Raw genomic sequence first — 24,829 nt, 5'->3', positions numbered from 1 at the left:
TCAGGGCGCTTTCGAGTTTGCTGGCCGGCAAACTCGCCGGCACGCAATTGACCAATATCTCCCCCACCAATAACCTTTCAATTAAAAAGGAATTAAAAATAACCCTAAAAAAGTAATCACTCGAAACCCATTCGGAAAGAGTGGTTATAGACCCAGGGTGATTCGTCAGCAAGCCAACGCTCAGGCTTGAGACAAATTAGGCAAGAGGTTATATTTCCAAAAAATTGACTCGAAATATCAAAAAAAGGCATAAAACCCCATAGAGCACAGGGAGACTACAGGCGCCGCGCATCGCCAGATGTGCCATCCGCCTCGTCGCCCACGCAGGCTCCAACGGCATTTCTTTGTCTGCCGTATCGATATATAGCCGCCCACTCCGTGTGGACGGATATATCTGCAAAACATTCTTGTTCGATGCGCCCGAATTAATATTAGGCTCGCGCAGGGACCCTCAACGCCTAATATAAGGAAATAAATCATGTTGTCCGGAAATCTTGGCTCCCGTGAATATTCACTCAACAGTGATGACTTCCTGATTTCGCGCACCGACCTGACGGGCAAGATCACCTACGCCAATCCGGCGTTCATCGAGGTGAGCGGCTTCTCCTGGGATGAGCTCAAGGGCGCGGACCACAACATCGTCCGCCACCCGGACATGCCCCGCGAGGCGTTCGCCAACCTGTGGCAGACCCTCGAAGCCGGGCGCGAGTGGAACGGGCTGGTGATGAACCGGCGCAAGAACGGCGACTACTACTGGGTGCTGGCCCACGTCACCCCCTACTTCGAAGGCAACAGCCTGGTCGGCTACGCCTCGGTGCGCATCAAGGCCGATGCCCAAGCCGTGGCGCTGGCCCGTGAGGTCTATGGCGACATCGCCCCGGCCGGCGCAGTGCCTTCGCCCTCAAGGACGGCGTGCTGTGCCGCCGGGGCCTGCGCGGCTGGCTCGCCCGGCTCAACCCCTCGTCGATGCAGTTCCGCCTGCCGGCCATGTCGGCCACGGCGATCCTCTTCACCGCCGCCGGCTTCGCGGTCGGCGCCCAAGCCGCTGGCGCCTCGGCCTGGGCGGCGCTGAACGGCTACTCGCTGGCCGCTCTCGGCGGCCTGTCCGCGGTGCTCGCCTATCTCGGCTACCGCACCCTGCGCTCGATCAAGGCGCCGATCGCCGCGGCGATGCAGTTCAACTCGCAGATCGCCGCCGGCAACCTGAGCGCGCAGATCCCCGACTTCGGCCGCAGCGAAATCGGCCAGCTGGCGGCCATGATGGACACCATGCGCAAGAGCCTGTCGAGCATCGCCCTCGACGTGAACCGCAGCATCCACAGCGTGTCGTCGGCCAGCCACGACATCGCCAGCGGCAACCAGGCCCTGGCCGCGCGCACCGAGGACCAGGCCGCCTCGCTGCAGCAGACCGCCAGCAGCATGGAGCAGATCACCACCACGGTCGAACAGAACTCCAGCAACGCCCAGCACGCCAACCAGCTGTCCGAGCACGCCTCGCGCCTGGTCAAGGACAGCGGCGAGGTGATGCACCAGGTGGTGCGCAAGATGTCGGCGATCTCCGAGGCCTCGCAGCAGATGGGCGAGATCATCGGGCTGATCGACTCGATCGCCTTCCAGACCAACATCCTCGCCCTGAACGCCTCCATCGAGGCGGCCCGCGCCGGCGAGCACGGGCGCGGCTTTGCCGTGGTGGCCACCGAGGTGCGCCAGCTGGCCGGCCGCTCGGCGGCGGCGGCGCAGGACATCCGCCAGCTCATCGACCACTCGACCAGCGAGATCGGCGAAGGCGTCGCCCTGGTCAAGGTCGCCGAGTCGTCCATCGACGAAGTGATCGAGTCGGTGGTCAAGGTCAGCGACATCATGGGCGAGATTTCCTGCGCCTCCTCGGAGCAGAGTTCGGGCATCGCCCAGATCAGCCAGGCCATCGCCCAGCTCGACAGCGTGACGCAGAAGAACGCCGGCATGGTCAGCCACGCCCAGCAGGTCTCCACCAGCCTGCAGGCGCAGGTGGGCGAGCTGGCCCAGGCGATCTCGATCTTCCAGACCGCCAGCCGCCTGCCGGCCGGTAGCGGCACGCCGCGCCCGCCACGCCTGGCTGCCCGCCAGCCCAACGCGACGGTGGCACGTCCGCGCCGGCCGAAAACGCCGGTCGCCGAGGACAGCTGGGAAGCCTTCTGAGCCGCGTGGCCGGCGGCCCGCGAGGGCGTTGACGCCCATCAAGACGGGACGCCGGCCGGCGGCGGTCAATGACGGTAACGGGAGCTGCGGCAGGTGCCGGGCGCCCGTCCAACGACGCCCGGCGGCTCGCCTGTGCACGTCCTGCCGCCAGTCGTCACCCGCCCGAAGGATGCGCCCCGCGCCCGTCCCGCACGGCTTCTCCCATCCTGCCGGCGATGCGCCCTGCCATGCTCGAACTCGTTTTCCTGCTCGACCCCGCCGACCCCAGCCTGTACCTGTACGGCACCTTCGACCCCTGGCTGGTCGCGCTGTCGATCCTGCTCTCGGTGGGCGCCGCGACCATGGGCCTGCAGGTGGCCGGGATCGCCCGCACCAGCAGCACGCCGCTGCTGCGCCAGGTGGCGCTGCTCTCCGGCACCCTGGCGCTGGGCGGCGGCATCTGGGCGATGCACTTTCTCGGCATGCTGGCGTTCCGCCTGTGCAGCCCGGTCAGCTACGACCCGCTGACCACCCTGCTCTCGGTGCTGCCGGCCCTGGCCGCCTCCTGGGTCGCCCTGTCGCTGCTCACCCGCCCGCAGCTGCGCGGCCGCCAGCTGGTGCTCGGCGGCGTGCTGGTCGGCGCCGGGATCGGCGCCATGCACTACAGCGGCATGGCCGCCATGCGGATGGCGCCGCTGCTGCGCTACGACCCCTGGTGGTTCGCCCTGTCGATCCTCCTCGCCATCGGCCTGGCCATGCTGGCGCTGTGGGTGCGCTTCGGCCTGGAGCACAACGCGCGCCTGCGGCCGCTGACAGGCCTGCTGCTGGGCGGCGCGGTGATGGGCTCGGCGATCGCCGCCATGCACTACGCCGGCATGGCGGCGGCGCGCTTTCTCGGCACGGCCGATTCGGACACCCCGCTGCCGGCGCTGCAGAGCGGGCCGATCGCCAACGCCGTGCTGCTGGGCACCCTGCTGCTGATCGTCGCCGTGCTGCTCAGCAACACCTTCCTGCACTACCGCGAGCGGATGCGCCGAACCCTGCGCAGCCAGGAGCGCTTCATGCAGTCGCTGATCGACAACCTGCCGGGCATCGTCTTCCGCTGCCGGCTGGACGAGGACTGGAGCCTGCTGTTCCTCAGCGACGGCATCGAGGCGCTCACCGGCTGGAGCGCCGCCGAACTGCAGGACAACGGCGGCCTGCGCGCGCTGATCCCGGCCGAAGACCTGCCGCACCTGGCCGAAGCGCGCCGGCGCGCCGGCACCGAGGGCGGCAGCTATTCGGCCGAATACCGCCTGCGCTGCCGGGACGGCCGGCTGCTGCAGGTCTGGTCGCTCGGCCACCTCGTCACCGAGACCGTCGAGGACGGACGCGAGGAGCGGCTGCTTGACGGGATGATCTTCGACATCAGCGCGCGCCACGCCCTGGAGCAGGACCTGCGCCGCGCCCGCGACCACGCCGAGCAGGCCTCCAAGGCGCGCAGCCTGTTCCTCGCCAACATGAGCCACGAGATCCGCACGCCGATGAACGGGGTGATCGGCATGCTCGACCTGGCCCTGGAAACCGCGCTCGACCCCGAGCAGCGCGAATACCTGGAAATCGCCCAACGCTCCGGCGAGATGCTCCTGGCCCTGCTCAACGACATCCTCGACGTGTCCAAGGTCGACGCCGGGCACCTGGAGCTGGAGCACGTCGCCTTCGACCTCAGCGAGGTCGTCGAGCACACCGCCAAGCTGCTGGCCGCCCGCGCCCACCAGAAGCAGCTCGAACTGATCATCGAGGTCGAACCGGGGCTGCCGCGCCAGGTGCTCGGCGATCCGCTGCGCCTGCGCCAGGTGCTGCTCAACCTGCTGAGCAACGCGGTCAAGTTCACCGAACGCGGCGAAGTCGCCCTGTGCGTCGCCCGCTCGACCCGCACGCCGGGGGCGCTGTGCTTCGCGGTGCGCGACACCGGCATCGGCATCGCCCCGGAAGTGCAGCCGTTCATTTTCGACGCCTTCCGCCAGGCCGACGAGTCGACCACCCGCAAGTACGGCGGCACCGGCCTGGGCCTGTCTCTCAGCCGCCGGCTGGTGGAGCTGATGGGCGGCGAGATTGGCCTGGAATCGACGCCCGGCCGCGGCAGCCGCTTCTTCTTCGAGCTGCAGCTGCCGCTGCAGGACAATCCCCGGGGCGAGCGCAGCGCCAGCGAGCGGGCCGCCGAGCTGCTGGCCGGACGCGGCCTGCTGATCGTCGACGACGTGCTGGCCAACCGGCTGATCGTCGAGCGCCACGCCGTCGCCTGGGGCATGCGGCCCTACGGCTTCTGCAACCCGCTCGACGCCCTGGCCTGGATGCAGGAGCCACGGAACGCCGGGAGCGTGCAGCTGGCGGTGCTCGACCGCATGATGCCCGAACTGGACGGCCTGGAGCTGGCGCGCCAGCTGCGCGAGCGGCATCCGCACCTGCATCTGGTGATGCTCTCCTCGGCCAGCGACCAGCTGGAGGTCGAGGCCCGCGAATCGCGGGTGCTCGACCAGCACCTGAGCAAACCGGCCGGCCCCGATGCGCTGGCCTACGCCCTGCTCGGCGCGCTGCAGCGGCGCGTCCCGGCCGCGGCCCGCGAGACGGCCGGCAGCGCCGAGCCCGGCCTGCGCGGGTGCCGCGTGCTGCTGGTCGAGGATCACCCGGTCAACCGCATGCTCGCCCAGCGCCTGCTGGCCAAGCACGCGGTGCAGCTCAGCGAGGCCGGGAACGGCGCCGAGGCGGTGGCGCTGATCGAGGCCGGAGCGCGCTTCGACATCATCCTCATGGACTGCCAGATGCCGGTGATGGACGGCCCCACCGCGACCCGCGAGATCCGTCGCCTGGAGCGCGAGCGCGGCCAGCCGCGCACGCCGGTGCTGGCCCTCACCGCCCACGCCGGCACGCCGGCGGTCGACGAATGCCGGCAGGCCGGCATGGACGAGATACTCAGCAAGCCCTACAACGCGCGCCAGCTGCTCGACAGCATGCTGGCCCTGCTCGGCCGCAGCGCGCCGCCGCCCGCCACCGAGCCGCCGCTGCTCGACGAGGGCGTGCTCGCCGGGCTGGAGGAAGCCCTGGGCAGCGATCTGCAGACCCTGATCGGCTTCTTCTGCAGCAACCTGCCGGGGCAGATCGCGGGCTTGCAAAGCGCCCTCGCCGAGGGTGACCATGACGAAATCCGCAGGCAGGCGCACCGCCTCAAGGGCAGCGCCGGCAACCTCGGCGCGCTGGCCCTGGCGGCGCTGGCGCGCGACCTCGAACAACGCGCGGCCGGCGACCGGGCGCCCGCGCACGACAGCGCCGCGCAGCTGGCGCAACTGGCCGAAGCCAGCGCGCGCAGCCTGCGGCAACGCTACCCCGACCCGGCGCCCGGCGCCGCACGCACCCCGCAACAGGACGTCCTCTGACGGCCCGGCAAGGAACGGCATCACGACCATGCAGACCACGCAATCGATCCTCGTCGTCGAAGACGACCTGTCCACCCGGATGCTGATCACCTCGATCCTCGGCAAGCAGGGCTATCGCCTGCTGGAAGCCGCCGACGGCCAGGAGGGCCTGGAGGTATTCCGCCGCGAACGCCCCGACCTGGTGCTGATGGACGTGATGATGCCGCGCCTCGACGGCTTCGCCGCCTGCCTGGCGATGCGCGAGGCCGAGAGCGTGCCGGGCACCCCGGTGATCATGCTCACCGCCGCCGACGCCACCGCCGACGTGGAACGGGCCTTCGAGTCCGGGGCCACCGATTTCATCACCAAGCCGATCAACTGGCCGCTGCTCGCCGCGCGGCTGCGCTACGCCCTGCGCGCCCGGCGCACCAGTCTGGAGCTGCAGCGCACCCGCCTGCGCCAGAGCCATGCGCAGAAGATCGCCCGCCTCGGCTTCTGGGCCTGGCACGCCGACAGCGACCGCCTGGAGTGGTCGGCGGACCTGCCCGAGCTGACCGGGCTGCGCCCCGAGCAGGTCGGGCAGCTCGCCGGCCTGCTCGCCCATGTGCATCCCGACGATCGCGCGCGGCTCGCCCAGGCCATGGAGGTGATGCGCACCGCGCTGAGCCGGCTCGACCTGGAAGTGCGCCTGCCGCAGGCCGAAGGCGGCATGCGCGTGCTGCACCTGGTCGCCGAGCCCAACCCGACGCCCGGCGCGGTCCAGCTGTTCGAGGGCGCCTGGCAGGACGTCACCCAGGTCCGCGAAACCGAGCAGATGGTCCAGCACCTGGCCCTGCACGACAGCCTCACCGGCCTGCCCAACCGCAAGCTGTTCCTGCGCCAGCTGGAAGCCGCCATCGAGCGCGCCCGCCACGAGGGCCAGGGGGTAGCCATGGTGCTGCTCGACATCAACCGTCTGGGACGGATCAACGACGCGCTGGGCATGAAGGCCGGCGACCTGGTCCTGGCCCGCGTCGCCCACGCCCTGCAGCAGGGGCTGCCCGGCGAGATCCATGTCGCCCGCCTGGACGGCGACGAGTTCGCCCTGCTGGTGCCGCACAACGACCTGGAACGCGTGCGCGCCAAGACCGACGCGGCACTGGCGCGGGCCAGCCAGCCGATCAGCCTCGACGGCGAGTCGCTGTTCGCCTCGCTGACCGCCGGCATCGCACTGTTCCCGCAGCATGCCGGCAACGCCGAGGAAATGATCCAGGCCGCCCAGGACGCCCGCCAGCTCGCCCGCCTGCAGGGCATGCCGCTGAGCGTCGCCCGCCCGGCCAGCAGCGACACGGTGACCGAACTGAAGCTGGAGTTCGCCCTGCGCGCCGCCCTGGAGGAAGACTTCCGCCAGTTCCATCTGGTCTACCAGCCGCAGATGCAGCTCAGCGACAACCGCATCGTCGGCGTCGAGGCGCTGATCCGCTGGGAACACCCGGAAATCGGCCTGGTGCCGCCGCCGCGCTTCATCCCGATCATGGAGGAACTGGGGCTGATCAACGCCCTCGGCGAGTGGATCCTGCGCAGCGCCTGCCGCCAGCTGCGCGCCTGGCAGGATGCCGGGATCTTCCTGCAGATGAGCATCAACCTGTCGCCGCGCCAGTTCCAGGACAGCCGGCTGTCGGAGATCCTCGCCGCTGCGGTGCGCGACGCCGGGGTGCAGCCGCGGCACATCAAGCTGGAGATCACCGAGAGCGTGGCCATGCAGGACCCCCAGGGCACCATCGAACAGCTGCGCAGCTGGCGCGCCCAGGGCTTCCAGATCGCCATCGACGACTTCGGCATCGGCTACTCGTCGCTGGAGTACCTGCTGCGCTTCCCGCTGGACACCATCAAGATCGACCGCGCCTTCGTCAAGGACATCGTCGCCTCGCCCAGCGACCGCGCCATCGTCCGCGCGGTCACCGTCATGGCGCAGAGCATGGGCCTGGCCACGGTCGCCGAGGGCGTCGAGACCCAGCGCCAGCAGGACTACCTGGACGCCATCGGCGTCACCCAGATCCAGGGCTACCTGTTCGGCAAGCCGATGCGCGCGGACGAGCTGGCGCGCTTCTACCTGGCCCACCAGGGACAGACGACCGAGGCCGGCGTGGCGGCGCAACTGGCGCCGGCGCTCTGAGCGTCACCCAGCGTCGAGGCGCTCGCGACTACTGTTGTTGCGCAACCACAACAGTCCCGCGTCACGCACGCGGGGCGCGACGGCCATGCGTTGACAGCAGACGGGACGCTTGGGAAACCGGCAAAGGCTTTCCCGCCCAGAAAGATCGGCAAGCAAACGCCGCGAGATCGACGCCCCTCCTGCTCAGACGCCATCATCCTCGGCGGCCAGCGGCGCCGCGTCGGCGCGCGCCAGCCAGTCGGCCGGCAGGCTCTTGCTGGTCCGCGCGCCGAGCTGGCGCAACTGCTCGCTGCGCGCCAACAGGTTGCCGCGGCCCTCGCAGAGCTTGTTGCGCGCCGCGGCGCAGGCCTTGTCGAGCTGCTGCAGGCGGCTGGCGATCTCGTCGAGGTCCTGCACGAACAGCACGAACTTGTCGTACAGGAAGCCGGCGCGCTCGGCGATCTCGCGGGCGTTGAGGTTCTGCCGCTCCTGGCGCCACAGACTGTCGATCAGCCGCAGGGTGGCCAGCAGGGTGGTGGGGCTGACGATGACGATGTTCTGCCCGAAGGACTCCTCGAACAGCGCCGGCTCGGCCTGCAGGGCGGCGGCGAAGGCGCCCTCCAGCGGCACGAAGAGCAGCACGAAGTCGAGGCTGTTGAGGCCGTCGAGGCGCTGGTAGTCCTTGCCGGACAGCCCCTTGAGGTGGTTGCGCAGCGACTGCACATGCAGGCGCAGCGCCTGGCTGCGGGTCGCCTCGTCCTCGGCGGCGACATGCTGCTGCCAGGCGCTCAGGCTGACCTTGGCATCCACCACCACCTGGCGCTCGCCGGGCAGGCGGATCAGCACGTCGGGCTGGAAGCGCTCGCCGCCGGCGCCGCGCAGGCTGACCTGGGTGTCGTACTCGCGGCCCTTCTGCAGGCCGGCGTGTTCGAGCACCCGTTCCAGCACCAGCTCGCCCCAGTTGCCCTGGGTCTTCTGCCCCTGCAGCGCGCGGCTGAGGTTGTGCGCCTCCTCGCCGAGGCGCTGGTTGAGCTGCTGCAGGCGCTCCAGCTCCTTGCCCAGCGAGAAGCGCTCGCGGGCCTCCTGCTGGTAGCTCTGCTCGACGCGCTGCTCGAAGCTGTGGATGCGCTCGCGCAGCGGGTCGAGCAACTGGCCGAGGCGCTGCTGGCTGTTCTCGGCGAAACGCTGCTCGCGCTCCTCGAAGATCCGTCCGGCCAGCTCGGCGAACTGCGCGCGCAGCTCGTCGCGGGCCGCCTGCATGTCCTCCAGGCGCTGACGGTGGCCCTGCTGCTGTTCGCGCAGGGCGGCCTGCAGGGCGGCGCGCTCGCCTTCCAGCTCGCGCAGCTCGCCCTCCAGCTCGCGACGTTCCTCGGCATGGCGCAGCGCCGCGCGCGCCGCCTCCTGACGCTCGGCGCCGAGCAGCTGCACCTCGCGGCGCAGCGCCGCGTTGTCGGCCTGCAGCTCGGCCAGCAGGCGCTGCTGGCGCTGTACCTCGCCCTGGGCCTGCTGCAGGGGCGCCTGCAGCTGCTGGCGGGCCTGCTCACTGGTGGCCAGGCGCTCCGCGAGCAGGGCGAGCTGCGCCGCGCCACGGCTGCCGCGCTGCGCCAGCAGGTACAGCAGCACCAGGGCCGGCAGGCCGACCGCCAGGCCACCCAGCAGCAGATCGGTCGCTTGCATGGGCATGGAAACCCTCCATCGATGGGGAAAGGACGCCGCCGGCAGACGGCGGAGTTCGCCGGCAGCCCTCTGCCGCGCAGGCTGGCGCGTTCAATCCACAATTACTGTGGATAACTGAGTGGACAACAGTCGGGCAGAGCCGCCGACGCCACGCCCCACGGGGCCTGCAGACAAACTGGACGTTTTTTGACCAGAAAATTTCTGTTGATTTTTCAACAACTTAGCACATACCGCAGGGGCACCGGCAGACACCCTCGCGGCGCCGGCAACAACCGTCCGGGCACGACGAAACAGCCCGAGCCGCACGCAGCTCGGGCTGTTTTTCGCTCGCCAGCCGGGGCAGCGCCCCGGCGCGCACTCAACCGATCTTGCCGCCGTGCGCCTGCTGGTCGGCGTGATAGGAGGAGCGCACCAGCGGCCCGGAGGCGACGTTCTTGAAGCCCATCGCCTCGCCCTGCTCGGCGAACCAGGCGAAGGTGTCCGGATGCACGAAGCGCTGCACCGGCAGGTGGTTGCGCGAGGGCTGCAGGTACTGGCCGAGGGTCAGCATGTCGATGTCGTGCTCGCGCATGCGCTGCATCACCTCGATGACTTCCTCGTCGGTCTCGCCGAGGCCGAGCATCAGCCCGGACTTGGTCGGTACGCCGGGGACGCGCTTCTTGAACTCCTGCAGCAGGTCCAGCGACCACTCGAAGTCCGAGCCGGGGCGCGAGGAGCGATACAGCCGCGGCACGGTTTCCAGGTTGTGGTTGAACACGTCCGGCGGCTCGGTCGCGGTGATGTCCAGGGCGATCTCCATGCGCCCGCGGTAGTCCGGCACCAGGGTCTCCAGCTGCACGCTGGGCGACAGCGCGCGGATCTCGCGCAGGCAGTCGGCGAAGTGCTGGGCACCGCCGTCGCGCAGGTCGTCGCGGTCCACCGAGGTGATCACCACGTACTTTAGGCGCAGGTCGGCGATGGCCAGGGCGAGGTTCTTCGGCTCGTCCGGATCCAGCGCGTTGGGCCGGCCGTGGCCGACGTCGCAGAACGGGCAGCGGCGGGTGCAGATGTCGCCCATGATCATGAAGGTGGCGGTGCCGCCGCTGAAGCACTCGCCGAGGTTCGGGCAGGAGGCTTCCTCGCAGACGCTGTGCAGCTTGTGCTGGCGCAGCAGCTGCTTGATCCGCTCGACCTCGGGGGTGACCGGGATGCGCACGCGGATCCAGTCCGGCTTGCGCGGCAGCTCCTCGGTGGGAATGATCTTCACCGGAATGCGCGCGACCTTCTCGGCGCCGCGCAGCTTGACCCCGGCCTCGACCTTGGTCGGACCCTTGCTGGTGTTGTCCACGGTACTCATGTCAGTTCTACCCCTCCCGTGAGGGTCTGGTATTGGGCATAGCCGAGTTGCTGGACGAGCTGACGCTGCAGCCGCTCGCGCACCTCGGCGAAATCGATGGGGCCGACCAGGTCGCGCAGCTGGGTCATCGCCAGGCCGGCGTAGCCGCAGGGGTTGATGCGCCGGAACGGCTCCAGGTCCATGTCGACGTTCAGCGCCAGGCCATGGAAGGAGCGGCCATGGCGGATGCGCAGGCCCAGCGAGGCGATCTTCGCCGCGCCGACGTAGACGCCCGGCGCATCCGCCCGTGCATGGGCCTCGACGCCGTACTCGGCGAGCAGCGCGACCAGTGCCTGCTCCATGCGGCTGACCAGCTCGCGCACGCCCAGGCCCGAGCGGCGCACGTCGAGCAGCAGGTAGGCGATCAGTTGGCCGGGGCCATGGTAGGTCACCTGGCCGCCGCGGTCGGCCTGCACCACCGGGATGTCGCCGGGCAGCAGCAGATGCTCGGGCTTGCCGGCCTGGCCCTGGGTGAACACCGGCCGATGTTCGAGCAGCCAGATCTCGTCGGCGGCCTCGGGACCGCGCTCGTTGGTGAAACGCTGCATGGCCTGCCAGACCGGCTGGTAGGGCAGCAGGCCGAGCTGACGCACGGTCAGCGCGGCCATCAGAGCACCATGTGGACGCGGCCGGTGGCGCGCAGGTCGAGGTGGATGGCCTGCAGCTGCTCGATGCCGGTGGCGCGGATCGCCAGCTGCACGGCGACGAAGCGGCCGTTGCTGCTGTCGCGCAGGCGCAGGGTGGTGACGTCGAGGTCGGGGGCGTGGCGCTGCACCACCTCGATCACCAGGTCGGAGAAGCCGTCGCCGGCGGTGCCGATCACCTTGATCGGGTAGCCGTCGCAGGGGAATTCGATTTTCGGAGCTTGGGGTTCGGTAGCGGTCATGGCGTCGTCACGGCAGGCTTGTGGCCGGCACGGCGGACGCCCCGGATCGGGACGCCCGCCGCGGGTTCAGGGGTTCAGTCGAACAAACCAGAGAAAAACAGTCGGATACTATCCCACAGACGGCGCAGGAAACCACCCTCCTCGACCGCTTCGATGGCCACCAGCGGCGCGCTGTGGATGACTTCCTCGCCGAGCTTGACCTCGACCTTGCCGATCTCCTGACCGGCGGCGACCGGCGCCTCGATGCGCGGCAGCAGGGTCATGCTGGCCTGCAGCTTGTCCAGCTGGCCGCGCGGCAGGGTCAGGGTCAGGTCCTCGGCCAGGCCGGCCTTGACCTGACGGGCGGCGCCCTTCCATACCGGCGCCTGGGCCAGTTCGGTGCCCTGCTGGTAGAAGCGGCGGGTCTCGAAGAAGCGGAAGCCGTAGGTCAGCAGCTTCTGCACCTCGGCGGCGCGTGCCTGCTCGCTGACGGTGCCGAACACCACGGCGATCAGACGCATGTCCTCGCGCACCGCGCTGGCCACCAGGCAGTAGCCGGCTTCGTCGGTGTGGCCGGTCTTCAGGCCGTCGACGGTCTTGTCGCGCCACAGCAGCAGGTTGCGGTTGGGCTGCTTGATGCCGTTCCAGAGGAATTCCTTCTGCGCGTAGATGGCGTAGTGGGCCTGGTCCTCGCGGATGATCGCGCGGGCCAGCAGGGCCATGTCGCGGGCCGAGGAGTGGTGCTCGGGATGCGGCAGGCCGGTGGCGTTCATGAAGTGCGAGTTGACCAGGCCGAGGCGCGCGGCGGTGCTGTTCATCATGTCGGCGAAGGCGTCCTCACTGCCGGCGATGTGCTCGGCGAGGGCCACGCTGGCGTCGTTGCCGGACTGGATGATCACCCCGTGCAGCAGGTCGTCCACCGAGACTTCCTTGCCCACCTCGACGAACATCCGCGAACCGCCGGTACGCCAGGCGCGCTCGCTGATGCGCACCAGGTCGCTCTCCTTGATCTGGCCGCGGTTGATCTCCAGGGTGGCGATGTAGGCGGTCATCAGCTTGGTCAGGCTGGCCGGCGGCAGGCGCTCGTCGGCATTGTGCTCGACCAGCACGCGGCCGCTGCTGGCGTCCATCAGCAGCCAGGCGCTGGCGGCCAGTTGCGGCGGCGCGGGAACCACCTGTTCGGCGGCCCAGGTGGCAGGCGCGATGCCGATCAGCACGAGCAGGAACAAGCGTTGCACGAAGGTGATGATGTTCATCGGTCTCTCAAAAAACGAAGGGTGAATCGGACAGGCCCCCGCGCCGGAGCGCGGGGGCCGGTTCGCGGTGGCGCCGGACTCAGTCCGGGCGCACCAGCGTCGGCTGGCCGAGGCTGGCCAGGCGCAGCGAGTCCTGCAACTGGCGGGCTTCGGCCTCGCTGTTCAGCGGCCCCAGGCGCACGCGATGCAGCACCTGCTGGTTGCGCACCACCGGGCTGATGAACACCGGCGCCGCACCGACCATGCCGTTGAGACGCGCCTTGAGCAGCTCGGCGGCGTCCGGGTTGGCGAAGGCGCCGACCTGCAGGTACAGCCCGGCGGCGTCCGGCGCCGCAGCGGGCGCCGCGGCCAGCTCGACCGGCAGCACCGCGCCGGCATGCTGGCTGGGCGGCGGAGTGTAGGTTTCCAGCGGCGCGGCGAGCGGCTGTGCCACGGCCCGCGGCGCGGCGTCCGGCGGCGGCACCGGCTGGCCGTTCTGTGCCAGCCACTGGTGCGGGTCGATGCCCTCGACGCGCACCCGCGCCGTGCCGCTCTCGGCATAGCCGAGCTTCTTCGCGGCGGCGAAGGACAGGTCGATGATCCGGTCGGAGTAGAACGGCCCGCGGTCGTTGACCCGCAGGATCACGCTGCGCCCGTTGTCGAGGTTGGTGACCCGCACATAGCTGGGCAGCGGCAGGGTCTTGTGCGCGGCGGTCATCCCGTAGAGGTCGTAGGCCTCGCCGTTGGCGGTGGCCTGGCCATGGAACTTGGTGCCGTACCAGGAGGCGGTGCCGGTGACGTTGTAGTTGCGCGCATCCTGGATCGGGAAGTAGGACTTGCCGAGCACCGTGTAGGGACTGGCCTTGACCGGGCCGTAATGCGGGCGCGGCACGGCGTCGGGAATCTGCGAGACGTCCACGTCCCACCAGGGCGCACCGTCCTTGAGCGGGCGCACGTAGCCTCCCGGCGCGGCCGGCGTGCTGGCGCCCGGCGCTGGGGCGCGGTGGGTCGAGCAACTGGCCAGCAGCAGGCCGCCGAGCAGCAGCGCCAGCGGCGCGAGCACGCGGCGCGCCATGCTCAACGCCCGCCGCGCTGCAGCAGCAGCGCCTCGGAGAGCTGGTGCACGGCCATGGCGTACATCACGCTGCGGTTGTAGCGGGTGATCACGTAGAAGTTGGGCAGGCCCATCCAGAACTCGTCGCCGTGGGCGCCTTCCAGGCGGAAGGCGGTGACCGCGTAGTTGTCCTCCACCGCGTCCTGCGGGGTCCAGCCCAGCTGGCGCAGGTCGCCCACAGACTTGACCGGCTCCAGGCCCTGGGTCAGGCCCTCGGCGAAACGCAGGCCGGCGACGTCGGCGCGAGTCACCACCGGATCGCCGGCGACCCAGCCGTGGCGCTGGAAGTAGCTGGCCACGCTGCCGATGGCGTCCACCGGGTTGTTCCAGATGTCGATGTGGCCGTCGCGGTCGAAGTCCACGGCGTAGGCGCGGAAGCTGCTGGGCATGAACTGCGGCAGGCCCATGGCGCCGGCGTAGGAGCCCTTGAGGCTGAGCGGATCGACCTGCTGCTCGCGGGTCAGCAGGAGGAATTCGCGCAGCTCCTTGCGGAAGAAGTCGGCGCGCGGCGGGTAGTCGAAGCCGAGCGTCGCCAGGGCATCCATCACCCGCCAGTTGCCGGTGTTGCGGCCGAAGAAGGTTTCCACGCCGATGATCGCAACGATCACCTGGGCCGGCACGCCGTACTCGCGCTCGGCGCGCGCCAGGGTGTCGGCGTGCTGCTTCCAGAACGCCACGCCCTGGGCGATGCGCGCGTCGGTGATGAAGATCGGCCGGTACTCCTTCCACGGCTTGACCCGCTCGGCCGGGCGCGAGATGGCGTCGAGGATCGCCTGCTTGCGCTCGACCGTGGCGAACATCGCCCGCAGCGGCGCCTCGGCGAAGCCGTGCTCGCGGCTCATCTCGGCGACGAAGGCGTCGACCTGGGCGGCATTCTCGTAGGCGCCGGCCACACCCGGCGCGGCGGCCAGGGCACCGAGCAGACCGGCCGCGGCCAGTCGCGCCCACTTTCGCAGTGTATGCATGCTGTTGTTCACTCTAAGCCTCAAGCCTGGGCGATCCACTTACGATGGGTGTGGACCGCCATCAAAATCCCGAACCCTGACATCAGGGTCACCAACGAGGTTCCCCCGTAACTGATGAACGGCAGGGGAACGCCCACCACCGGCAGCAGTCCGCTGACCATGCCGATGTTGACGAATACGTAGACGAAGAAGGTCAGCGTGATGCTGCCGGCCAGCAGCTTGCCGAACAGGGTCTGGGCCTGCACGGTGATGACCAGGCCACGGGCGATCAGCAGCAGGTAGACCACCAACAGCAGGCAGACGCCGACCATGCCGAACTCCTCGCCAAGTACCGCAATGATAAAGTCCGTGTGGCTTTCCGGCAAAAAATCCAGGTGCGACTGGGTGCCCTGCAGCCAGCCCTTGCCGAGCACGCCGCCCGAACCGATGGCGGCCTTGGACTGGATGATGTTCCAGCCGCTGCCCAGCGGGTCGCGCTCGGGGTCGAGGAAGGTCAGCACCCGGCGCTTCTGGTAGTCGTGCAGCACGAAGTACCACATCGCCACGGCGATCGGCACCGCGGCGGCGACCGCGCTGAGAATCCAGCGCCAGCGCAGCCCGGCGATGAACAGCACGAAGGCGCCGGGGACCATCACCATCAGCGCGGTGCCCAGGTCCGGCTGCTTGAGGATCAGCACGAAGGGCACGCCGATCAGCACCAGGCTGACCGCCAGGTGCTTGAGGGTCGGCGGCAGGCTGCGCCCGGCCAGGTAACAGGCGATGGTCGCCGGCATGATCAGCTTCATGAACTCCGAGGGCTGGAAGCGGATCACCCCGGGAATGTTGATCCAGCGCGTGGCGCCCATCGCCGTGTAGCCGAACAGCTCGACCGCCACCAGCAGGCTGACGCCGAAGCCGTAGGCCAGCGGCGCCCAGCGCGCCATGAAACGCGGCTCGATCTGGGCGATCACGCACATCGCCACCAGGCCGATGCCGAACGAGGTGGTCTGCTTGAGCAGCAGCTCCCAGTGCTTGCCGCCGGCCGACCACAGCACGAACAGGCCGACCGCGCCGAGGGTCACCAGCAGCAGCAGCAGCGGGCCGTCGATGTGCAGGCGCTGCAGCAGGCTGGCGCGGCGGCGCAGCACGTCCTCGTCGGACAGGGTGCGGTCGAAACTGCCGTTCACGGGGCCTCCTGCGCGGGCGGCGCGCTGCTGAATTCGGGCTTGAGACGACCCTGTTCGTCGAGCAGCCAGGCATCGAGCACCTGCTTGGCCACCGGGCCGGCGACGCCGGAGCCGGATTCGCCGTTCTCCACCATCACCGCGACGACGATCCGCGGAGCGTCGGCCGGGGCGAAGGCGACGAACAGGGCGTGGTCGCGGTGCCGCTCGCGCACCTTGTTGCGGTCGTACTTCTCGCCCTGGCGGATCGCCACCACCTGCGCCGTACCGCTCTTGCCGGCAATCAGGTAGGGCGAGCGTTCGCCGATCTTGCGGGCGGTGCCGCGCGGGCCGTGCACCACCTCGACCATCCCGCGGGTCACCTGCTCCCAGTAGCGATCGTCCTTGACCTTGAGGTCGTCCGGAGGCTCGCGTGGCTCCAGCAGGCCGCTCTGCATCAGTTGCTCGGGACTCAGGCCGTCGGCGTCCTTGAGCAGGCGCGGGCGCACCCAGCGGCCATGGTTGGCCACCAGCGCGGTGGCCTGGGCCAGCTGCAGCGGGGTGGTCAGCATGTAGCCCTGGCCGATGCCGGTGATCACCGTCTCGCCGGGGAACCAGGACTGGCGGCGGTTGATACGCTTCCACTCGCGGGACGGCATCAGCCCCGCCGCCTCCTCGAACAGGTCGATGGACACCCGCTGGCCGAGGCCGAAGGCGCTCATGTACTGGTGCAGGCGGTCGATGCCCAGCTTGATCGCCAGGTCGTAGTAGTAGGTGTCGTTGGAGCGCGCCAGGGACAGGTTGAGGTCCACCCAGCCGTCGCCGCTGCGGTTCCAGTTGCGATACTTGTGGGTGTTGCCGGGCAACTGGTAGAAGCCGGGGTCGAACACCCGGGTGGCCGGGGTGATCACCCCGGCGTCGAGCCCGGCCAGCGCCATCTGCGGCTTGATGGTCGAGCCCGGCGGATACAGGCCGCGCAGCACGCGGTTGTACAGCGGCCGGTCGATGGAGTCGCGCAGCTCGGCGTAGTCCTTGAAGCCGATCCCGGTGACGAACAGGTTGGGGTTGAAGCTCGGCTGGCTGACCATCGCCAGCACCCCGCCGGTCGCCGGCTCGATGGCGATCACCGCGCCGCGCCGCCCGCCGAGGGCCGCCTCGGCGGCCTCCTGCAGCTTGAGGTCGAGGTGCAGGGTGATGTCCTTGCCGGAGGTCGGGTCGGTGCGCTTGAGCACCCGCAGCACCCGGCCGCGGGCGTTGGTCTCGACTTCCTCGTAGCCGACCTGGCCGTGCAGCACGTCCTCGTAGAACTTCTCCGCGCCGGTCTTGCCGATGTGGTGGGTGCCACTGTAGTTCACCGCGTCGAGGCGCTTGAGTTCCTGCTCGTTGATCCGCCCGACATAGCCCACCGAATGGGCGAAGTGCTCGCCCTGCGGGTAGTGGCGCACCAGCTGGGCCACCACGTCGACGCCGGGCAGGCGGAACTGGTTGACCGCGATGCGCGCGATCTGCTCCTCGGAAAGCTCGAACATCACCGGCACCGGCTCGAACGGCCGGCGCCCCTGGCGCACCCGGCGCTCGAACAGCGCGCGCTCCTCCTCGCCCAGCTGCAGCACCTCGACGATGGCATCGAGCACCGCCGGCCAGTCGCCGGCACGCTCGCGGGTCACCGTCAGGCTGAAGCTCGGCCGGTTGTCGGCGATGATCACCCCGTTGCGGTCGTAGATCAGCCCGCGGGTCGGCGGCAGCGGCTGCACATGGATGCGGTTGTTTTCCGCCAGCGTCGAGTGATGCTCGTACTGGATCACCTGCAGGTAGACCATCCGCGCCACCAGCACCGCGGTGAGCAGCAGCACGAACACCGCGCCGACAATGGCCCGCTGGCGAACCAGACGGGCATCGTGTTCGTGGTCCTTGAGCGGGATCGGCTGCGGCATGGACGAAGGCTACTTGTGGTACGGATGGCCGGACAGCACGGTCCAGGCCCGGTAGATCTGCTCGCCGAGCAGCACCCGCACCAGCGGGTGCGGCAGGGTCAGCGGCGACAGCGACCAGCGCTGCTCGCTGCGCGCGCAGACCTCCGGCGCCAGCCCCTCGGGGCCGCCGACCATCAGGTTGACGGTGCGCGCGTCGAGGCGCCAGCGGTCCAGTTCGACGGCCAGCTGCTCGGTGCTCCACGGCTTGCCGTGGACCTCCAGGGTGACGATGCGTTCCCCCGGCTGCACCCGCGCCAGCATCGCCTCGCCTTCCTGACGGATCAGGCGGGCGATGTCGGCGTTCTTGCCGCGGGTCTGCAGCGGAATCTCCACCAGCTCCAGGGTCAGCTCCGGCGGCAGGCGCTTGACGTACTCCTGCCAGCCGTCCTCGACCCAGCGCGGCATCCGCGAGCCGACGGCGATCAGTCGGATGCGCATGCCGGCGCCTTACTCCTGAGCCTGCTGGGCGCGGCTCTGCTCGGCGCCCTGCCACAGGCGCTCGAGGTCGTAGAACTGGCGGGTGGCCGGCTGCATGACGTGGACCACCACGTTGCTGAGGTCGATCAGCGCCCATTCGCCGCCTTCCAGGCCTTCGCTGCCGATCGGCCGCACGCCCTGCTCCTTGGCCTTCTCCAGCACGTTGTCGGCCAGCGCCTTGACCTGGCGGCTGGAAGCACCGCTGGCGATCACCATGAAGTCGGTGATGCTGGTCTTGCCGCGCACGTCGATGGTCAGGATGTCCTGGGCCTTGAGGTCTTCCAGCGCGGCGATCACCAGCTGGACCAGTTGTTCTGCTTGCATTGTCATCGGTTCACTCTTGAGTCGAAGGGGTGGCACGGTACAGGCCGTGCGCATGGATGTAGGCCAGCACCGCATCGGGCACCAGAAAACGGATCGAACGGCCGGCGGCCAGGCGCTCGCGCAGCTGGGTGGCGGAAACCGCGAGGGGCATCTGCCAGACGAAGGCGATCTGCCCGGCCGGGCCGTCCAGCGAGCGCGGATCGGCGACGCTGCGCGCGGCCAGCAGGTTGCGCAGGGTTTCCGGCGCATCGCTGTCGGCGTCGGGGCGCTGCAGCACCAGGATGTGGCAGTGTTCGAGCAGTTCCTCCCAGCGATGCCAGCCCGGCAGGCCGCAGAAGGCGTCCCAGCCGAGCAGCAGGAACAGGCGCACCTCGGCGCCCAGTTCGCCGCGCAGCGACTCCAGGGTCTCGATGGTCCACGACGGCCGGTCGCGGCGCAGCTCGCGGTCGTCGACCGTCAGCGGTGCCACGCCCTGCACCGCCAGACGCGCCATGTCCAGACGCGCCTCGGCGCTGACCTGCGGCGCGCCGCGATGGGGCGGACGGGCGCTGGGAATCAGCCGCAGCTCGTCGAGGGCGAACTGCTCGGCCACCTCCAGGGCGGCGCGCAGGTGGCCGATGTGGATGGGGTCGAAGGTGCCGCCGAGCAGACCGATGCGCCGGGTCATCAGCCGCGCACGTGGCCGTCGCCGAACACCACGTACTTCTCGCTGGTCAGCCCTTCCAGGCCGACCGGGCCGCGCGCGTGCAGCTTGTCGGTGGAGATGCCGATCTCCGCGCCCAGGCCGTACTCGAAGCCGTCGGCGAAGCGGGTCGAGGCGTTGACCATCACCGAGCTGGAGTCCACCTCGGTGAGGAAGCGCCGCGCATCGGTGAAGTTCTCGGTGATGATCGCGTCGGTGTGGTGCGAGCCGTAGCGGTTGATGTGGTCGATGGCCTGCTCCAGCGAGTCGACCACGCGGATCGACAGGATCGGCGCGTTGTACTCGGTGAGCCAGTCCTCTTCGGTCGCCGCCAGCGCCTCGGGCAGGATCGCCCGGGTCGCCGCGCAGCCGCGCAGCTCGACGCCCTTGGCGCGGTAGATCGCGGCCAGCGGCGGCAGCACGCGGGCGGCGATGGCCGCGTGGACCAGCAGCGTTTCCATGGTGTTGCACGGCGCGAAGCGCTGGGTCTTGGCGTTGTCGGCGACGCGGATCGCCTTGTCCAGGTCGGCGGCGGCGTCGATGTAGACGTGGCAGATGCCGTCCAGATGCTTGATCACCGGCACCCGCGCGTCGCGGCTGATGCGCTCGATCAGGCTCTTGCCGCCGCGCGGCACGATCACGTCGACGAACTCGGGCATGGCGATCAGCGCGCCGACCGCGGCGCGGTCGGTGGTTTCCACCACCTGCACGCAGGCCGCCGGCAGGCCGGCCTCGGCCAGGCCCTGCTGGATGCAGGCGGCGATGGCGCGATTGGAATGGATCGCCTCGGAGCCGCCGCGCAGGATGGTGGCGTTGCCGGACTTCAGGCACAGGCTGGCGGCGTCGATGGTCACATTGGGGCGCGACTCGTAGATGATACCGATCACCCCCAGCGGCACGCGCATCTTGCCGACCTGGATGCCCGAGGGCAGGTAGCGCATGTCGCGGATGGTGCCGATCGGATCGGGCAGGGTGGCGACCTGGCGCAGGCCCTCGATCATCTCGTCGATGCGCGCCGGAGTCAGCGCCAAGCGGTCGAGCATCGCCTCGTCGAGGCCGTTGGCGCGGCCGTTGTCCAGATCCAGCGCATTGGCGCGGATCAGTTCGGCGCGCGCGGCGTCGAGGGCGCGGGCGGCGGCCAGCAGGGCGTTGTTCTTCTGCGCGGTGCTGGCGCGGGCGGTGACCCGCGAAGCCTCGCGCGCGGCGCGACCCAGGCGGGTCATGTAATCGAGTACGGACTCGGTCATGGTCTCGGCTTTCCGGCGGCGGGAAAAAAGGGCATGAGTATAGCGGCGCAGGCGCCCTGCGCCCAGCGGCAACGGGCGGACGGCGGCGCCCGATGATTGCCGGGCATTGCTATGATGGGCCCCCGATCCACCGCCCGCCGCCCGCCCATGAGCAACTCCCTGCCCCACCGCGCCCTGCCCTGGCCCGGCGCCCGCCCGCTGGGCGACGCCTTCTTCGACCGCGACGCCTGCCTGCTGGCGCGCGAGCTGCTCGGCAAGGTGATCCGCCACCGCGTCGACGGTCTGTGGCTGAGCGCGCGGATCATCGAGACCGAGGCCTACTACCTCGACGAGAAGGGCAGCCACGCCTCGCTCGGCTACACCCACAAGCGCCGCGCGCTGTTCATGGACGGCGGGCATATCTACATGTACTACGCGCGCGGCGGCGACTCGCTGAACTTCAGCGCCCACGGCGCCGGCAACGCGGTGCTGATCAAGTCCGCCCTGCCCTGGCTGGACGCGGTCAGCGGTGCGGATTCGCTGGCGCGCATGCAGGCCAACAATCCCGACCGCCGCGGGCAAGCGCGAACGCCGCAGCGTCTCTGCGCCGGGCAGACCCTGCTGTGCCGCGCCCTGGGCCTGAAGGTGCCGGCCTGGGACGCGCAGCGCTTCGACTGGCAGCGGCTGTTCGTCGAGGACGTCGGCCACACGCCCCGGCAGATCGTCGAGACCACCCGCCTGGGCATCCCCGCCGGACGCGACGAGCACCTGCCCTACCGCTTCGTCGACGCCGAACAGGCCCGCCACTGCACCCGCAACCCGCTGCGCCGCGGTCAGCGCGAAGGCGCGGACTACCGGCTGCTCGACGCCGGAGCGCACGCTCCATGAGTGCCTGGTTCGACGCCCTGACCGCCTGGCTGGGCGCCCATCCCGAGTGGCTGGGCCTGGCCATCCTGCTGATCGCCTGCAGCGAGTGTCTGACCATCGTTGGCATCGTGGTGCCGGGCACCGTGCTGCTGTTCGCCGTCGCCGCCCTGGCCGGCAGCGGCGCGCTGTCGTTGTGGCAGACCCTGCTGTTCGGTTATGCCGGCGCCCTGCTCGGCGATGCGCTGTCCTACACCATCGGCCGCCGCTGCCATCAGGACATCCGCCGCCTGCCGCTGCTGCGTCGCCATCCGGAATGGCTGGCCCAGGCCGAGTTCTACTTCCAGCGCTACGGGGTGATCAGCCTGCTGCTCGGCCGCTTCATCGGCCCGCTGCGGCCGATGCTGCCGACCGTCGCCGGCATACTCGACATGCCGCTGCCGCGCTTCGCCGCTGTCAGCCTGGTGGCGGCGGCCGGCTGGGCGGTGGCCTACCTGCTGCCCGGCTGGGCGGCCGGCGCCGCCCTGCGCCTGCCACTGCCAGCGGGCTTCTGGTGGCAGGCCGGGGTGCTGGCCGGCGGCCTGCTCGCGCTGCTCGCCCTGACCGGCCAGGCCAGCCTGCGCGAGCGGCGCACGGCGGCACCGCTGGCCGCGGCGCTGAGCGCAACGCTGCTGCTCGCCCTGTTCGCCGGCTGGGAGCATTTCGCCGCCTTCGACCGGGCGCTGCTGGAGCTGACGCAACGCGGACGCACGCCGGCGCTGGACCAGTGGATGGCGCGTCTGACCCGGCTCGGCGACTTCGCCGTGCAACTGGGCGCCGGCCTGCTGCTGGTCGCCCTGCTGGCGCTGCTGCGCCAGTGGCGCGCCCTGCTGTTCGCCGGCCTGACCCTGGCCGGCACCGCACTGGCCAACCGGGGACTCAAGCTGCTGTTCGCCCGCCCTCGCCCGGAACTTCTCCTGCAGCCGCTGGACAGCTTCAGCCTGCCCAGCGGGCACAGCTCGGCGGCCTTCGCCTTCTGCCTGGTGCTCGGCGTGCTGGCCGGGCGCGGCGCCACGGCGCGCATCCGCCTGGCCTGGCTGCTGCTTGCCAGCCTGCCGGCCGCGGCGATCGCCGTCTCGCGACTGTATCTCGGCGCGCACTGGCCGACCGACGTGCTGGCCGGCGCACTGCTGGCCGGCAGCCTGTGTGCCGCCAGCCTCGGGCTGCTGCAGCGCGACAGCCCGCTCCCGGCCCCCGGAGCCCGGCTGTGGCGCGCGCTGCTGCCCGCCCTCGGGCTGCTGTTCGTCCTGCTGCCGCCGCCCGGCTGACCTGGGGCGGCGCGACGCTACAACACCAGCAGCATCACCAGCGGCACGCCAATGGCCGAGGCCACACCCATCAGGCTCATCGCCAGCGCCGCGAAGGCGCCGGTTTCCTCGCTCTCCTGCAGCGCCTGGGCGGTGCCCACCGCATGGGCAGTCAGACCCAGCGCCAGGCCGCGCGCCGCCGGGCTGCGCACGCCGATCAGGCCGAGCAGCGCCGGCCCGCAGATCGCCCCGATCACCCCGGTGATCAGCACGAACACCGCGGCCAGCGCGGCGATGCCGCCGAGCTGCTCGGCCACCAGCATGGCGATCGGCGAGGTCACCGACTTGGGCAACAGGGTCATCTGCATCACATGGTCGGCGCCCAGCAGCCAGCCCAGGCCAATACCCAGCGCGGTGGCCAGGCTGCCGGCCACGCCGAGGGTGATCAGGATCGGCCAGAGCAGCTGGCGGATGCGCTTGAGGTTGAGGAACAAGGGCACCGCCAGGGCCACGGTGGCCGGGCCGAGGAACACGCTGAGCATGCTCACGCTCTGCCGGTACTCGGCGTAGTCGATGCCGCACAGCAGCAGCACGCCGACCACCAGGGTCATCGACAGCAGCACCGGCTGCAGGAAGACCCAGCGGGTGCGCTCGAACAACGCCAGGGCCAGCTGGTAGGCGCCCAGGGTGATGCCGAAGCCGAACAGCGGATGGTCGAGGATCGCCTGGGCGGCGACGGCCAGTTGCGTGCTCATGGCTTGGGCTCCTTGCGCTGCTGGCGATCGATCAGTTTCTGCATCAGCCAGCCGGCGAAGGCCAGCGACAGCAGCAGCGACAGCACCAGGGTGGCGCTCAGCGCCCAGAAGTCGGCGGCGATCGCCTCGGCATAGGCCATCACCCCCACCGCCGGCGGCACCAGCAGCAGCGGCAGGTAGCGCAGCAGCGCGCCGCCCGCCTCGCTGACCGGCGCCGGCACCTCGCCGTTCCACACCAGGAAGGCGAACAGCAGCACCAGGCCGATGATCGGCCCCGGCAGCATCGGCAACAGCAGCACGTTCAACCCGGTGCCCAGCAGCTGGAACAGCACCAGCCAGGTAATTCCTCGCAACAACATCACGCGTTCTCCGCAGCAGCGGCCACCCCACCGGCGGGGCGCCTCGATTGCACCTTGGCAGGCTTGACCCGGCCATCCTGCACATGTTGATCTAGAGCCGTTGCAGCAACGGCCTCAGGGCTGGCGAAAATAACAAAGAATCGAGCGGCCATGCCTCATCACAATCCCCACAACATCCTCATCATCGGCGCCAGCGGCCTGAGCGGCGAGCACTTGCTCGACCGCGTGCTCAACGAGCCCACCGTGCAGCGCGTGCTCGCCCCCAGCCGGCGCCCGCTGGCCGAGCACCCCCATCTGGACAATCCGCGAGGCAACCTGCAGGAGGTGCTCGCCCAACTGCAGGGGCCGATCGACATCGCGTTCTGCTGCCTGGGCACCACCCTGCGCCAGGCCGGCTCGGAAGGCGCCTTCCGCGCCATCGACCGCGACCTGGTGATCGCCTGCGCCCAGCGCGCCCGCGAGCTGGGCGCCCGGCATTTCATCGTGGTCAGCGCGCTCGGCGCCGACCCGCGCTCGCGGGTGCTCTACAGCCGCATCAAGGGCGAGATGGAGGAAGCCCTCAAGGCCCAGGACTGGCCGCAACTGACCATCGCCCGCCCCTCCCTGCTGCTCGGCCCGCGCCGCGAGCAGCGCCTGATCGAACAGCTGGCCGCACCGCTGGCACGCCTGTTGCTTGGAAAATGGCGCGCCATTTCCGTCTGCACCCTGGCCCGCGCGCTCTGGCGCCTGGCGCTGGAGGAGCGCCGCGGCATCCGCATCGTCGAGTCCGACGAGCTGCGCCGCCTCGGTCGCTGACGCCGCCCCCCGCGGCGAGTGGAAAGGTAACG

Annotated in this window: 22 protein-coding genes; 7 read left to right on the top strand and 15 right to left on the bottom strand. The window is 70.0% G+C overall.

All coding sequences use genetic code 11. The features are described from left to right. Positions 1-478 precede the first annotated feature (478 nt). The 4 genes from BLU22_RS08660 (at position 479) to BLU22_RS08645 (ending at position 7,704) form a co-directional block, all read left to right on the top strand. A complete protein-coding gene (locus BLU22_RS08660; protein WP_090213670.1) occupies positions 479-1,072 on the top strand; it encodes a PAS domain-containing protein in 594 nt (197 codons plus the stop codon). Continuing rightward, positions 967-2,178: a methyl-accepting chemotaxis protein gene (locus tag BLU22_RS08655; RefSeq protein ID WP_090213668.1), complete on the top strand. Its 1,212-nt coding sequence runs from the start codon at positions 967-969 to the stop codon at positions 2,176-2,178. Before BLU22_RS08660 ends, BLU22_RS08655 begins: the two co-directional genes overlap by 106 nt. A gap of 227 nt (positions 2,179-2,405) precedes the next feature. Beyond that, the gene (locus BLU22_RS08650; RefSeq protein WP_162274136.1) at positions 2,406-5,570 is read left to right on the top strand and encodes an MHYT domain-containing protein; all 3,165 of its coding nucleotides are present in this window, start codon (positions 2,406-2,408) and stop codon (positions 5,568-5,570) included. A gap of 28 nt (positions 5,571-5,598) precedes the next feature. Next, complete coding sequence (locus BLU22_RS08645) at positions 5,599-7,704, top strand: putative bifunctional diguanylate cyclase/phosphodiesterase (protein WP_090213664.1); 2,106 nt, start codon at positions 5,599-5,601, stop codon at positions 7,702-7,704. 183 nt (positions 7,705-7,887) lie between these two features. Here BLU22_RS08645 and rmuC read toward each other — a convergent pair whose 3' ends face one another. The 13 genes from rmuC to BLU22_RS08580 all read right to left on the bottom strand — a co-directional run bounded on the left by rmuC (position 7,888) and on the right by BLU22_RS08580 (position 20,759). After that, complete coding sequence (gene rmuC, locus BLU22_RS08640; RefSeq protein ID WP_090213663.1) at positions 7,888-9,366, bottom strand: DNA recombination protein RmuC; 1,479 nt, start codon at positions 9,364-9,366, stop codon at positions 7,888-7,890. A 352-nt stretch (positions 9,367-9,718) separates the two neighbouring features. Further along, positions 9,719-10,696: a lipoyl synthase gene (gene lipA, locus BLU22_RS08635; protein ID WP_090213661.1), complete on the bottom strand. Its 978-nt coding sequence runs from the start codon at positions 10,694-10,696 to the stop codon at positions 9,719-9,721. Next, complete coding sequence (gene lipB, locus BLU22_RS08630) at positions 10,693-11,343, bottom strand: lipoyl(octanoyl) transferase LipB (RefSeq protein ID WP_090213659.1); 651 nt, start codon at positions 11,341-11,343, stop codon at positions 10,693-10,695. Before lipB ends, lipA begins: the two co-directional genes overlap by 4 nt. Beyond that, positions 11,343-11,621: a DUF493 domain-containing protein gene (locus tag BLU22_RS08625; protein ID WP_090213658.1), complete on the bottom strand. Its 279-nt coding sequence runs from the start codon at positions 11,619-11,621 to the stop codon at positions 11,343-11,345. Before BLU22_RS08625 ends, lipB begins: the two co-directional genes overlap by 1 nt. 74 nt (positions 11,622-11,695) lie before the next feature. Beyond that, positions 11,696-12,856, bottom strand: a complete 1,161-nt coding sequence (locus BLU22_RS08620) for a D-alanyl-D-alanine carboxypeptidase family protein (RefSeq protein ID WP_090213656.1) — start codon at positions 12,854-12,856, stop codon at positions 11,696-11,698. Between the two features lie 79 nt (positions 12,857-12,935). After that, on the bottom strand, positions 12,936-13,910 hold the full coding sequence (locus BLU22_RS08615; protein ID WP_090213654.1) for a septal ring lytic transglycosylase RlpA family protein: 975 nt from the start codon (positions 13,908-13,910) through the stop codon (positions 12,936-12,938). Positions 13,911-13,912: 2 nt separating this feature from the next. Continuing rightward, the gene (gene mltB, locus BLU22_RS08610; RefSeq protein WP_090216343.1) at positions 13,913-14,914 is read right to left on the bottom strand and encodes a lytic murein transglycosylase B; all 1,002 of its coding nucleotides are present in this window, start codon (positions 14,912-14,914) and stop codon (positions 13,913-13,915) included. A gap of 20 nt (positions 14,915-14,934) precedes the next feature. Further along, the gene (rodA, locus tag BLU22_RS08605; protein ID WP_090213653.1) at positions 14,935-16,080 is read right to left on the bottom strand and encodes a rod shape-determining protein RodA; all 1,146 of its coding nucleotides are present in this window, start codon (positions 16,078-16,080) and stop codon (positions 14,935-14,937) included. Continuing rightward, on the bottom strand, positions 16,077-17,990 hold the full coding sequence (gene mrdA / locus BLU22_RS08600) for a penicillin-binding protein 2 (RefSeq protein ID WP_090213651.1): 1,914 nt from the start codon (positions 17,988-17,990) through the stop codon (positions 16,077-16,079). Before mrdA ends, rodA begins: the two co-directional genes overlap by 4 nt. Before the next feature lie 9 nt (positions 17,991-17,999). Further along, entirely contained in the window at positions 18,000-18,467 is a 468-nt protein-coding gene (rlmH, locus tag BLU22_RS08595) for a 23S rRNA (pseudouridine(1915)-N(3))-methyltransferase RlmH (protein ID WP_090213650.1), read from the bottom strand. A gap of 9 nt (positions 18,468-18,476) precedes the next feature. Continuing rightward, positions 18,477-18,830, bottom strand: coding sequence for a ribosome silencing factor (rsfS, locus tag BLU22_RS08590; RefSeq protein WP_090213648.1), 354 nt, complete (start codon positions 18,828-18,830; stop codon positions 18,477-18,479). 10 nt (positions 18,831-18,840) lie between these two features. Beyond that, positions 18,841-19,497: a nicotinate-nucleotide adenylyltransferase gene (gene nadD, locus BLU22_RS08585; protein WP_090213647.1), complete on the bottom strand. Its 657-nt coding sequence runs from the start codon at positions 19,495-19,497 to the stop codon at positions 18,841-18,843. After that, positions 19,497-20,759 carry a glutamate-5-semialdehyde dehydrogenase gene (locus BLU22_RS08580; RefSeq protein ID WP_090213645.1) on the bottom strand — a complete coding sequence of 421 codons (1,263 nt, stop codon included), beginning with the start codon at positions 20,757-20,759 and terminating at the stop codon, positions 19,497-19,499. The genes nadD and BLU22_RS08580 overlap by 1 nt, the downstream gene beginning before the upstream one ends. A 147-nt stretch (positions 20,760-20,906) precedes the next feature. Between BLU22_RS08580 and BLU22_RS08575 the strand changes: the two genes are divergently transcribed. Continuing rightward, positions 20,907-21,626, top strand: a complete 720-nt coding sequence (locus BLU22_RS08575) for a DNA-3-methyladenine glycosylase (protein ID WP_090213643.1) — start codon at positions 20,907-20,909, stop codon at positions 21,624-21,626. After that, positions 21,623-22,909, top strand: a complete 1,287-nt coding sequence (locus BLU22_RS08570) for a bifunctional DedA family/phosphatase PAP2 family protein (protein WP_090213641.1) — start codon at positions 21,623-21,625, stop codon at positions 22,907-22,909. Before BLU22_RS08575 ends, BLU22_RS08570 begins: the two co-directional genes overlap by 4 nt. A gap of 17 nt (positions 22,910-22,926) precedes the next feature. On the opposite strand, the gene BLU22_RS08565 is transcribed toward BLU22_RS08570, so the two are convergent. Both BLU22_RS08565 and BLU22_RS08560 read right to left on the bottom strand, forming a co-directional pair. Continuing rightward, positions 22,927-23,643: an LrgB family protein gene (locus BLU22_RS08565; protein WP_090213640.1), complete on the bottom strand. Its 717-nt coding sequence runs from the start codon at positions 23,641-23,643 to the stop codon at positions 22,927-22,929. After that, positions 23,640-24,002 carry a CidA/LrgA family protein gene (locus tag BLU22_RS08560; protein ID WP_090213638.1) on the bottom strand — a complete coding sequence of 121 codons (363 nt, stop codon included), beginning with the start codon at positions 24,000-24,002 and terminating at the stop codon, positions 23,640-23,642. The genes BLU22_RS08565 and BLU22_RS08560 overlap by 4 nt, the downstream gene beginning before the upstream one ends. 150 nt (positions 24,003-24,152) lie before the next feature. Here BLU22_RS08560 and BLU22_RS08555 point away from each other — a divergent pair, with 150 nt between their 5' ends. After that, positions 24,153-24,797 (top strand): NAD(P)H-binding protein, encoded by a 645-nt coding sequence (locus BLU22_RS08555; RefSeq protein WP_090213636.1) that lies wholly within the window; start codon positions 24,153-24,155, stop codon positions 24,795-24,797. Positions 24,798-24,829 lie beyond the last annotated feature (32 nt).

Origin of the sequence: Pseudomonas guangdongensis, from assembly GCF_900105885.1 — a bacterium.
Lineage (GTDB): Bacteria > Pseudomonadota > Gammaproteobacteria > Pseudomonadales > Pseudomonadaceae > Geopseudomonas > Geopseudomonas guangdongensis.
This window is presented reverse-complemented; position numbering and strand designations above follow the sequence as displayed.